At 60.0% G+C, this 11,599-nt stretch carries 14 protein-coding genes; all 14 read left to right on the top strand.

Annotated elements, in window-relative coordinates:
• The first annotated feature begins 52 nt into the window (after positions 1-52).
• The 14 genes from terL (at position 53) to HV477_RS17200 (ending at position 11,573) form a co-directional block, all read left to right on the top strand.
• Positions 53-1,693 carry a phage terminase large subunit gene (gene terL, locus HV477_RS17135; protein WP_175065212.1) on the top strand — a complete coding sequence of 547 codons (1,641 nt, stop codon included), beginning with the start codon at positions 53-55 and terminating at the stop codon, positions 1,691-1,693.
• A gap of 9 nt (positions 1,694-1,702) precedes the next feature.
• Entirely contained in the window at positions 1,703-3,292 is a 1,590-nt protein-coding gene (locus HV477_RS17140) for a DUF935 domain-containing protein (RefSeq protein WP_175065213.1), read from the top strand.
• On the top strand, positions 3,282-4,442 hold the full coding sequence (locus tag HV477_RS17145; RefSeq protein WP_175065214.1) for a phage minor head protein: 1,161 nt from the start codon (positions 3,282-3,284) through the stop codon (positions 4,440-4,442). Before HV477_RS17140 ends, HV477_RS17145 begins: the two co-directional genes overlap by 11 nt.
• On the top strand, positions 4,423-4,974 hold the full coding sequence (locus HV477_RS17150) for a phage virion morphogenesis protein (RefSeq protein ID WP_175065215.1): 552 nt from the start codon (positions 4,423-4,425) through the stop codon (positions 4,972-4,974). Before HV477_RS17145 ends, HV477_RS17150 begins: the two co-directional genes overlap by 20 nt.
• Positions 4,975-5,191: 217 nt before the next feature.
• Complete coding sequence (locus HV477_RS17155) at positions 5,192-6,361, top strand: phage protease (protein ID WP_175065216.1); 1,170 nt, start codon at positions 5,192-5,194, stop codon at positions 6,359-6,361.
• Positions 6,358-6,759 carry a hypothetical protein gene (locus tag HV477_RS17160; RefSeq protein ID WP_175065217.1) on the top strand — a complete coding sequence of 134 codons (402 nt, stop codon included), beginning with the start codon at positions 6,358-6,360 and terminating at the stop codon, positions 6,757-6,759. Before HV477_RS17155 ends, HV477_RS17160 begins: the two co-directional genes overlap by 4 nt.
• A gap of 9 nt (positions 6,760-6,768) precedes the next feature.
• Positions 6,769-7,680 carry a Mu-like prophage major head subunit gpT family protein gene (locus HV477_RS17165; RefSeq protein WP_175065218.1) on the top strand — a complete coding sequence of 304 codons (912 nt, stop codon included), beginning with the start codon at positions 6,769-6,771 and terminating at the stop codon, positions 7,678-7,680.
• Entirely contained in the window at positions 7,677-8,120 is a 444-nt protein-coding gene (locus tag HV477_RS17170) for an HI1506-related protein (RefSeq protein ID WP_175065219.1), read from the top strand. The genes HV477_RS17165 and HV477_RS17170 overlap by 4 nt, the downstream gene beginning before the upstream one ends.
• Before the next feature lie 10 nt (positions 8,121-8,130).
• Complete coding sequence (locus HV477_RS17175) at positions 8,131-8,556, top strand: gp436 family protein (protein WP_175065220.1); 426 nt, start codon at positions 8,131-8,133, stop codon at positions 8,554-8,556.
• Entirely contained in the window at positions 8,553-9,245 is a 693-nt protein-coding gene (locus tag HV477_RS17180; RefSeq protein WP_175065221.1) for a DUF1834 family protein, read from the top strand. Before HV477_RS17175 ends, HV477_RS17180 begins: the two co-directional genes overlap by 4 nt.
• The gene (locus HV477_RS17185) at positions 9,205-9,399 is read left to right on the top strand and encodes a DUF2635 domain-containing protein (protein WP_175065222.1); all 195 of its coding nucleotides are present in this window, start codon (positions 9,205-9,207) and stop codon (positions 9,397-9,399) included. Before HV477_RS17180 ends, HV477_RS17185 begins: the two co-directional genes overlap by 41 nt.
• Positions 9,392-10,807, top strand: a complete 1,416-nt coding sequence (locus HV477_RS17190) for a phage tail sheath subtilisin-like domain-containing protein (RefSeq protein ID WP_175065223.1) — start codon at positions 9,392-9,394, stop codon at positions 10,805-10,807. The genes HV477_RS17185 and HV477_RS17190 overlap by 8 nt, the downstream gene beginning before the upstream one ends.
• A gap of 8 nt (positions 10,808-10,815) precedes the next feature.
• Entirely contained in the window at positions 10,816-11,190 is a 375-nt protein-coding gene (locus HV477_RS17195) for a phage tail protein (RefSeq protein WP_175065224.1), read from the top strand.
• Positions 11,187-11,573, top strand: a complete 387-nt coding sequence (locus tag HV477_RS17200) for a phage tail assembly protein (RefSeq protein WP_175065225.1) — start codon at positions 11,187-11,189, stop codon at positions 11,571-11,573. The genes HV477_RS17195 and HV477_RS17200 overlap by 4 nt, the downstream gene beginning before the upstream one ends.
• Positions 11,574-11,599 lie beyond the last annotated feature (26 nt).

Consider the following 11,599-nt stretch of genomic DNA (forward strand, 5'->3'; position numbering starts at 1 on the left):
AACACACCCGCGCCGGGCGGGTAATCCCGGCACTATTCAGGAGAGGTTTGGTGTGGCTAGAAAGCTCGACAGAAAGGCATTCAGGCAGCAACTGGCGGAGTATATCGCCAGTCTGCGCCAGACCATTGAGACCGAATGCCTTGATTTTGATGTTGATCCGGCTGCCTGCGCGGCGCGTAAACGCTGCACCGAAGACCCGGCGAGCGGCTACGACTTCTTTGTTTCCACCTACTTTCCGCACTACATTCGCCACGCCTCGCGAAGCCAGTTGCATGATTACCTTTTTGAGCGGCTGCCGCAGATAGTGGCAAGCCCGGAGGGTGAGAACGACGCCATCGCCGCCCCTCGCGGTGAGGCCAAGTCAACGCTCGTCAGTCAGCTCTTTGTGTTGTGGTGCATCATCCGGGGCATTAAGCACTACCCGGTCATCGTTATGGACTCCATCGACCAGGCCTATCCCATGCTTGAGGCCATCAAGGCCGAGCTGCTCTACAACCCGCGCCTGCGTCATGACTTCCCTGATGTGTGCGTACAGGGACGCGTCTGGCAGATGGGGACGATTGTCACCGCCAATAATATCAAGGTGACGGTGGCAGGCAGCGGTAAGAAGCTGCGCGGCCTGCGTCATGGCCCGTACCGTCCTGACCTCGTTATCCTTGACGACATCGAGAACGACGAGAACGTACAAAGCCCGGAGCAGCGCGACAAGCTCGATAACTGGCTTAAAAAGACAGTGCTGCCGCTGGGTGAGGCAGGCGGTAAAACCGACGTCGTTTACATCGGGACTATCCTGCACTACGACTCGGTGCTCTCCCGTACCCTGAATAACCCCATGTGGCGTACCGCCCGCTTTAAGGCCATTATTCGCTGGCCTGACAACATGAAGCTGTGGGAAACGTGGGAAGAGTATATCCGCAATGAGGAGCCGGAGACGGCGGCGCTGTTCTACGCGGCCAATGAGGCGGCCATGCTGCAGGGGGCCGTCGTGTCATGGGCCGCCCGTCCACTGCTGACACTGATGAAAATCCGCGTGCGTGACGGTCACAGCACCTTTGACTCCGAGTACCAGAACGACCCGGTCAGCGGCGAGGATGCCATCTTCGCCGCTGAGGGGGTGCTGAAATTCTGGGTTGAAGAAGTCCGCGAGTGGATCTTTTTCGGATCCTGCGACCCCAGCCTCGGCAAGTTCGGTAACAACCGGCGCGACCCCTCAGCTATTCTGGTTGGCGGTTTTAATCCCTATACCGGCATTCTGGATGTGGTGGTTGCCGATATCCGCCGCCGCGTGCCGGATAAAATCATCGCTGACATTATTAAATATCAGAAGCTCTATGGCTGTATTGCCTGGGCGTTTGAGTCGGTGCAGTTCCAGGAGTTCCTGCGCCAGGTGCTGGTTACGGAGTCGGCAAAGCTGGGCGTTCCCGTTCCGGCCGTGCCGGTCATTCCGTCCACTGATAAGATCCTGCGTATCGAGTCCCTGCAGCCGCATTGTGCTAACGGCCTGATACGACTTAACAACAGCCAGAGCACGCTGCTCGATCAGTTGCGCCACTTCCCCAAAGCCGACCACGACGACGGCCCTGACGCCCTGCAGATGCTGTGGGCGCTGGCCGTCTCACGTACCCGACGAACCAAAATTCACACCGCATCGCGTCACGAAAGCGACAGCCGCTTCGGGCGCGGAGCATGGTAAGAGGTAGCTATGTCCCAGATTGTTGATCAGTACGGCAACCCGATTAAAACCAGCTCGCTTAAAAAGAACCAGAGCGTCGATGTGGCGAGCTTTCAGCGCTACGTTGATCACCCCTCGCTGGGGCTGACCATCCGCAAGCTGCCGCGCATTCTGGCCGCCGCCGAACAGGGCGACCTTTCCGCGCAGGCGTGCCTCTTTGCCGATATGCAGGAAAAGGACGCTCACCTCTTTGCCGAGATGGAAAAGCGCAAAAACATTCTGCTCACCCTTGACCGGTCAGTGGAGCCGCCGGAGAACGCCAGCGCGCGAGAGAAGTCCGCCACCGCTGCCGTTAAGGACTGGTTCAGTGCCATTATTGATATGGAAAACATCATCCTTAACGGCATGGAAGCTGTCGGTCATGGCTTCAGCGCGCAGGAGATTGAATGGTGTCAGGACGGCAGCACCTGGCTGGCTAACCGCCTGTACCTGCGCCCGCATCACTGGTTCTGTACGCTCCCGGAGCGCGGCGACCAGCTACGTCTCATTGACGGCGTGACGATGAACGGGGCCGAACTGTGGCCCGGTAACTGGCTGATACACCGCCATAACGCCCGCAGCGGCTTTATCGCCACGTCCGGGCTGTTCCGCGTACTGGTCTGGCCGTATCTCTTCAAGAACTACGCGGTGCGTGACTTTGCCGAGTTCCTGGAAATCTACGGAATGCCCGCCCGTATCGCCTACTACATAGCTGGCACCAGTGATGAAGACCGCGATCGGCTGCTGATGAGTCTGGTGCGTCTCGGTCATGACTCGGTGGCTGTCATGGAACAGGGCAGCGAGGTCAAATTTGAGGCGGCGGCCAGCGGCACCGGCGACACCTTTATGATGATGATCGACTGGTGTGAGCGGACGATGTCAAAGGCCATCCTCGGCAGTACGCTGACGACTCAGGCCGACGGCAAGACCTCGACGAACGCGCTCGGCGAAGTGCATAACGAGGTACGCCATGACCTGATGTGCAGCGACGCCCGCCAGATGGAGGGCATGTTCCGTAACCTCATTCAGATGATGCTCGCGGTCAACGGCTACGGGGATATTCCGCTGCACCGTCAGCCGCGTCTGGTGTTTGATACCCGCGATCAGGTCGATCTTGACCGGTTCGCTAACGCCGTGTCGGTGCTGGTTAACGGCGTCGGGATGAATACCATACCGGTATCCTGGGTGCATAAAAAAGGTGGCATCCCCGTTCCGCAGGGCGATGAGCCGGTGCTGGTTCCCCGCCAGATGACAAACCCGTTCGCCGGACTGAGCCGGGCGCTGCCCGTCAGTCCGGGCGTGGGGATAGCGGCGCTGAGTCAGACCGTTGATATCCCGGAGGATGACCCGGCGCAGCAGGCTATTGACGGCATGAAACCTGTCTCGGATCAGATTGGCGAGGCCATGCAGAATCTGGTCGCGCCGGTGATTGCGGCGCTGTCGCAGGGCAAGACCGCCGATGAGGCGATGAATATTGCCGCCGCCAGCTACCCGCAGCTCGATGACGGCCAGTTGCGCGCCCTGTTAAGTCAGGCGATTTTTGTCGGTGAGATCTGGGGACGCCTCAATCATGACCGATAAAGTTGATCTGGCGTATGCGATGAAGCTGGCTCCCGCCGATGCCATCGACTACTTCACATCAAAAGGCTACGCCATCGGCTTTAACTGGTATGACGTCCAGGCTGAAGCCAACGCGAAAGCCTTCACCGTTTCGGGCGTGCTGAAGCTCGATATCCTCGCCGACATTCAGAACGGTCTTGCACCGGCGCTGAACGATGGCGATACGGAGCGCGACATTGAACGTAAGCTCCTGCCCCTGCTTGAGCAAAAGGGCTGGATTGGTAAGGGGCTGGTTGCCGACCCGGAGACCGGCGAACTGTGGGGTAAGCGCCTCACGCCCCGGCGCATCGGGACGATATTCAGCACCAACATTCAGTCATCCTATGCCGCCGGGCGCTGGAAACAGCAGGTCGCCAACAAAACGGAGCGCCCCTACTGGCAGCGGGTGGCGGTTATGGACTTACATACCCGCCCCCGGCACGCGCTGCTCAACGGCTTTACCGCTGCTGCTGACTCGCCGGTGTGGGATTATTTCTATCCCCCTGACGGGTACGGCTGCCGCTGTCGCATCCGGGCTTTCACCAGAGCGCAGGTGGAAGCGCGGGGCTTTGCGGTACACGAGCCGGAGCTGTACGACATTGAGCAGGAATACGGCATTCCGGGCAAAACCCGCACCGTCAAGGCAATGAAGATTGGCGGTGAGACCTACACCGCCGATCCGGGGTTCGGGTTTAATCCGGGCAAAGTGGCCTTCACCCCGACGCTGGATAAATACGCCACGCAGGCGGCGCGCCAGTACATTACCGGCAGTCTGACCGGGCCGGACTTTGCGCGCGGTCTCGCTAAAGCCCTTGCCGGGGAGGCCAGCCCGCAGCAGACGTACCCGGTGGCGATGCTTGCGGGCGAGCCTGACAGCCTGCGCACAGTCAGTGTGGCACAGACGGCGATGCCGGAGTTATCCACTGAGGCGTCGGGCTTTGTGGCTGCGCAGCAGACCATAGAGAATCCCGCCCACGTCGTGACCGTTGATGATATGACCTGGTATGCACGCCAGGCGGATAACGTCTGGCAGGTGGCCGGGGTGCATGATCGTCAGTTAACCGCCCTGAAACAGGGGAATAATCTCAGCGAGCTGCTGCCGGAGGGGGCAAATGTACCGGATAACCATTGACACAACCGCCTTTGAAACGGTGTTTAAACGCCTGTTAAACGGTCTTGAAGACCGCCGGGATCTGATGCAAAGTCTCGCGGCCGATATGCATGACGCGGTGGAAGAGAACTTTGCGCAGCAGGGTCGCCCGGCGTGGCAGGAATGGAGTAAACCTTACGCACGGCAGGCAGCGAAACGCGGGCAGGAAAAAATACTCCAGCGTAAGGGACGACTGGCGGCCAGCATTCACGAAGCCTCAGACAACGACCAGGCCACCGTCGGCACCAATGTAAAATACGCGGCTATCCACCAGTACGGCGGCACCGTCACCATCCCGGCGCGCAGCCAGCAGGCGTATTACAAAAAACATAAGGACGGTCGCATCGGCAACCGCTTTGTTAAAAAGTCGCAGAGTAATTTCAGCCAGTGGCACACGCTGCCGGAGTACAGTATCACCATGCCCGCGCGTCCCTTCCTGGCGCTGGATGACAGTGATATCCGCCAGATGGGCGACACCCTGGAAAACTACCTGCGTAACCTCGTCGATGACTGATTTTTCTAAAAACGCCTGTAACGCGTTCTGAGGCGTTTTCGGTCTTACCCGCTACCATCGTACTCCCGCACCCCGTTCATAAAAATTTAAATGGTGTTTAAATACCTTCCTGACGGTCTTATAGTGACGGTCTCCTCCGCGTTTTTCTTTCCCGCGTATTTTTGCCGCTGAACTCCGTCATCTGCTCCCGTTCTTTTCCCCCTGTTACCGTGGCGGCATGAAAACATGTATCGCCGCCTTATCCATCTCTCTTACTGCCGACGCCACCCCGGCAACACGGGTACGTATTTTCCCGGCCGGGGAGTTTCGCAGCAATGACGGTCGCCCGAAAGAGTGCCGCACATGGGTGATGAATGCCACCTGCGCACAGCGTCTGATTGCAGCGGCCGCCAGCAAAAAAACCGACTACAGCTTTGATTACGAACACCAGACCCTGCGGGCGGTTACCAACGGTAAGCCCGCCCCGGCGTCCGCCTGGTTTAAATCGCTGGAGTGGGTCGAGGGAGACGGCCTGTATGCCGTGGACGTTGACTGGACGGCGACGGCCTCGCAGATGATAACGGCCCGCGAGTACCGTTATCTCTCCCCCATGTTTAATTACAACCCCGTCACCGGGGAGGTCGGCCAACTGGTTAACGTGGCGCTGACCAACTTACCGGCCCTGGAAGAACTCGACGAGGGGGTCATTGCCGCCGCGTCCCGTCTGGTGGCTACATCATCAACCCTCCCGGAGGAATCCATTATGGATGAAGAACAGATTGCGTACCTGCTCTCGCAGTTGCGTTGGATCCTGAACCTGCCCGAAACCTCAACGGCGGCGGATATCAAAACCGAGCTTGAGAAGATCATTACCGCCATTTCCGGCGGCAAGGAGCTTGCTGCAACGAACGTCGATTTGCTGGCGCTGATTAACACCGCTGCCGACAAGGACGCCCGTATTGCAGAGCAGGAGGCGAAGATTGCCGACCTGTCGCAGAAAGTCTACGACCCGGCGAAGTTCGTGCCGCTCGCCGCGCTTTCGCAACTGCAGACGGCGTATGCGGGCGCGGTGACGGATACCCGTACCCAGGAGACAGATCAGCTCATTACGGCAGCACTCTCCGATCGTCGTCTGCTGCCGGGTGAGATGGAGTCGTGGGCGCGCGATCTGGGTAAGACAAACCCAGACGCCCTGAAAACGTATCTGGACACCGCCCGGCCGGTGGCCGCGCTCAACCAGATGCAGACGCAGGTAACGGGAGTATCAGGCGCGCCGGTCACAACACCGCGCAGCGCTGACCCGCGAAACGAGGGTAAAGGCACCGTTGATCTTGATCCGACGCTGGTTGCGCTTTCACAACAGTTTGGTAACGACCCGGCGGAGATTGCCCGCCTGATGGGGGAATGATGGACAGAAACACGGCCCGTAACGATGGCAAATTATTCGCCGTTCCGATGGCTGCCGGTGCGGTTATCGGGGGTGGACTGATGGTGGTGCTCGATGACAAGGGACTGGCGCACGAGGGACAGATTAAAGCTGGCTGGCATGTTATCGGTCTCAGCGATGAGGCGTATGACAACAGTGCCGGTAAGGATGGAGACGTCAGCGTGATGGTGCGCCGCCGTGAGGCGTTTTATTTCGACAACGACACTGCGAACCCGGTAACCCAGGTGCTGGTCGGTAACGCCTGTTGGCTGAAAAACGCGTACACCGTGACCGCCACCGCCCCGGCGGAAGGTTCGGTTATCGCCGGTCGCGTGCTGACCGTTTCCCCGGATGACGGTGTTCAGGTTCTGATTGAGTAAGGGTGAATAATGATTATTAACAAGGCGAATGTTAAGGCGTTTTTCGTCAACCTGAAAAAGACCTTTCAGGATGCGTTAGAACGCGCCCCGGCGCAGTGGGAAAAGGTGGCGATGAAAACGCCATCGAATACCAAATCCGAGGATTACAACTGGTTTAACGATTTCCCGGCCATGCGCAAATGGATCGGGGAGAAAAAGGTTAAGCTGCTGTCCGCCTTCCGTTACACCATCGTTAACGACGACTGGGAAACGACCATCGAGGTTGACCGTAACGATCTCGAAGACGACAACACCGGCCAGTATGCCCTCAAGGCGAGAAGCGCCGGTGAATCGGCGGCCGACCTGCCGGGCGATATCGTTTTTGACCTGGTGAATAACGGTTTTAAAAACACCTGCTTTGATGGTCAGTATTTCTTTGATACCGACCATCCGCAGGGTAACGGCTTTGCCTCCAACAAGGGTAAAAAAGCGCTGTCCTGTGCCAGTCAGGCGGCGGCGATGGCCTCGTTCGGCGCAGCCCGTACCGTCATGCAGCGTTACACCGATGATGAAGGTCGCCCGCTCAGTATCACTCCCAGAGTGCTGCTGGTTCCGCCTGAGCTTCAGGATGTCGCCAACACCCTGATGACCGCCGAGCGTCTGGAAGACGGCAAGCCCAACCTCTACAGGGGAGCGGCTGAGGTGGTCGTTGAGCCGCGTCTGCTTTCGCCTACCGCCTGGTTCCTGCTGGATACCAGTCGCGCGGTGAAGCCGTTCATCTACCAGGAGCGTAAAGCGCCGGTGCTGGTTGAGCAAACCAGTGAAGAAAACGACAACGTGTTTATGCGTCGTAAGTTCCGTTTCGGCGCGGAAGCCCGCGCGGCTGGCGGCTACAGCTTCTGGCAGCTCGCTTACGGCTCCACCGGTGAGGAGGCAGCATGATTTATATCACCTCAAAACGCGAGGGCTTTGCCCGCTGCGGCGTGCGTTTCAGTGAAACGACCACGTCTTACCCGGATGATCGCTTTTCGCCTGAGCAACTGGCTGACCTCGAAAGCGAGCCGATGCTTATCGTCTCCCGCGAGAGTGCCGGTATGAGTGCCGGGCAGGCGGCAGAGCAAATCAGTCGCCTGAAAAACGCCCTCGACAGCGCCGGGGACGAACTGGCGGTGGTCACTGCAGAACGTGATGTGCTGCATCAGCAGCTCGAGGACATGACCGCCGAACGGGATGCACTGCGTGAACAACTGGCGGCGGCAACACCGGCTACCGTGACGGCAGACGGCGGCGCTGATACTGATGCTGTTGACGCAGGTGCTGACAGCGCGGGCGATGGTACTGCGCCGAAGCCTGCGACCCGCGCGGGCGCGAAGAAAAAGTAAGGGGGTGGCTATGTATGCCACGGTTGCCGACATGGTAGATAAATTCGGTGAGCGCCACTGTGCCGGGCTGACCCGTTCCTCACGTGACGGGATTGACGAGGCGGTGATGACCAACGCGCTCATTCAGGCCAGCGCCGAGATTGACGGTTATCTCGTGGCGCGGTATCAGACGCCGTGGACGGACACGCCGCGCATTCTGGTCGGGCGCTGCTGCGACATTGCCCGCTACCAGTTAACCACGGCGGAACACCCGCTCACCGACGAGATCAGGCTGCGTTACGAGGATGCCATCCGCTTTCTGGAGAAGGTGGCGGCCGGCACTATCCGGCTTGGTCGCGATGACAGCGGCAGTATCTACAGGCCAACGGCGCAGGGGCGCTTTACGTCCACGCCCCGGCGCTTCTCCCGCGATGACACCAACGGCGGTGCGTTTTGATAAGGGCAACCGAGGAGGCCATCATCGCGCGTCTGACGCAGGGCCTGGGCGATATGGTTAACGAGGTCGCAAGCTACGGCGGCGAGTTTGACGGGGACGACCCCGGCCGCGTGGTGACCTCACTGCCTGCGGCCTGGGTGACATTCGGCGGCGTGACGCGAAGTGTGACCCTGAACACCATGCGTAACAAGTGGAAGGTGACCGGCCGCTTTGTGGTGCTCGTCGGGGATTATAACGCCCGCTCAGAGCGCGCCTCACGCGCCGGGGGCGAGCGTGACGACGAAACCGGCACTTATCGCCTGGCGTATGCCGTCCGGCGGTTGCTGGCCGGTCAGGACATGGGGCTTGCCATCAGTCCACTGCGACCGGGGGTTGTGCGTACCCTGTTCAGTCGTCAGCTTGCCAGTAACGCCCTGTCGGTACTGGCCTGCGAATTTGATGCCGACTGGATAACGCACGCCCTGGAAAATGGCCGCTGGCCGGAAGAAGAACGGGACAACGCCCGACCCGATCATCTTTTCACCCTGCACAACGGGCGACTCGATGAACCGGTTCCCGACCTTGTGCGCGTGGATATCCATTACCCCCCGCCGGGCCTGGGTGACAGTGAACATCCGGCTGACCGGGTACAACTCAGGAGTGAACAGGATGAAAGTACAAGCGGCGGCGGGTCTTCGGGTTCCGTATGAGAACCAGCCCCGCCGGTATATCGAACAAAAGCCCGTGGACGTGCCGGACACCATTTATTACCGCCGTCTGCTGGCTGCCGGTGACCTGGTGGACGTCAGCGACCTGGTGGCGGTGAAAGGTAAGGCAAAACGTAAAGAGGCCGCAGATGATTGAGATTGAAACCATTCCGGGCAGCACCCGCAAGCCCGGCATTTATGCCGAATTTAATACCCGTATGGCGATGCGCTCGCTGCCGGGTAACCCCCAGCGGATGCTGATTATCGCCCCCATGTCTGGCGCTGGCGTTCAGGCGAAGGCGCTGGAGCTGCATGACGTCTTTTCTGACGACGAGGCGGCGGTGCTGTTTGGTCGTGGGTCGCTTGCGCACATCATGGCCGTGTCGGCCCTGAAAGCCAACCGCTACCTGCAGCTACAGGCTATCGGTCTTGCTGACGCACAGGCGGGTAAGCCCGCGACCGCTGATATTGCCCTGACTGGGCCTGCCACGCAAAGCGGCACGCTCACGGTCTGGGTGGCAAACACCCGCATTGACGCACCGGTGCAGGCCGGAGACAGCGCACAGACCATCAGCCGCGCGTTGCTGGATGCCGTATCACGTCAGGGCGCATTGCCGGTGACGGCGCAGATGGCGACCGGCGACAGTGGCGTCACCCTGACCGCCCGCCACGGTGGCGCATGGGGTAACGACATTCGCCTTTCCGGGCGCACGACCGCCCCCGGCGTCACCGTGACCGTCAGCGCCATGACCGGCGGCGAGAACAATGCCGCCGTGAAGGACGCCCTGACGGCAGTCTTTGCGGCCGGTCATCAGGTGATTGCCGTTCCCTGGACGGATGAGGTCACGCTGCGCGCCCTGCGTGAGCACCTTGCCGCCGCCGGTGACGCGATGGAAAAACGTGGCGCGGTGGGCGTGGCTGGCTGGCCCGGCACTCTTGCCACCGGCACCACGCTTGCCGGTAAGAGTAACGACGGGCGCACGACCATTGGCTGGCACCCCGGCTCGGTCTGTCTGCAGGCGGAGATTGCCGCAGGTTATGCGGCGGTGATCGCTTCAGAAGAAGATCCGGCGCGCCCGTATAACGGCCTTGAAATCGTGGGGCTGGATGTGACGCCGCTCACGTCGCGTGCCGGTCGCCGCGAGCAGGAGAACGCCCTGCATAACGGGCTTGCTCCGCTGGAGGTTGGCCCCGGCGATAAAGTGCAGATTGTGCGCGCCATCAGTACCCACACCCGAAGCGACAACGGCACGGATGACCCGGCGCTGCTGGATATCACGACCATGCGCACGCTGGACTATGCCCGTAAGGCCTGGTGCGATCGTATCGCCCTGCGTTACCCGCGTGACAAGGCAACCGAACGCAACCGTAAGGGCGTGCGTTCCGAGCTGCTCGATGTGGCGCTCAAGCTCGAAGAGGAAGAAATCATCGAGAACGTGATGGCGATGAAGGACGCGCTGATGGTGGATAAGGGTAAGGAGCCGGGGACGTTCCTGGCAGCCATTCCGTGTCAAGTGGTCAAGGGGCTACACGTTATCGCAGCCCGTATCGACCTGTACCTGTGAGGTGAATAATGGCGATTGAAGAATATATTGGCTCTATCGTGATGGAGGTTGACGGTCAGGAGGTGGAAATCACCGACCTGTCGCCGTCCCATGAGACCGGGCGCAAGCTGGTCAAGACCATGAATCGCACCCGCCGTGCCAAAGGGATCACCCGTGGTATTGAGACGTATGAGCTGGACGTGACGGCGGTTATCCCCGTCCCGGACAGCATTCAATGGGAAGACATCGAGGGCGCGCGTATCACCATCGATCCGATGATTCAGGGCAGCAAGCGCACCATGTACCAGGACTGCTTCACTATCTCGGTGGGTGAAAAATACACCGTGGACAGTGAGGCGCGGGTCGATATCAAGATGGGCGCACTGCGTAAGGTGATCGAATGACGGGCCAGAACACGCTGTTGTACGGCATTGAGTACGACGGACGCACGCACTACGACTTTGATATTCGCCTGCCGGTGATGGCGGATATCTACGGCGCGCTGGATCAGGCCGAAAAGGTTCACGGCAGCAGCGACAGCGGCGCGGGTGACCTGTATTACCGCATGGCGCTGATGGCGACGGTACTGACGCGTCTCGGTGATATCCCGGCGGAAGCCGTGACGCCTGAACTGCTGCTCGACGGGCTGCTCTCAGAGGACTACGAGCGCCTGAATGATGCCATCGCAGAGCTTAAAAAAAAGCGCAGGAACGCGAAGGCAGGCGGCAGGGACTGCGCCTTGCCATCCTCGCCCTCGGACAGCACGGCGTCAGCGAAGAACGGGTAATGTGCATGAGCCGTCAGGAGCTTGAC

It is taken from the genome of Salmonella sp. SG203 (assembly GCF_013350575.1).
Lineage (GTDB): Bacteria > Pseudomonadota > Gammaproteobacteria > Enterobacterales > Enterobacteriaceae > Salmonella > Salmonella enterica.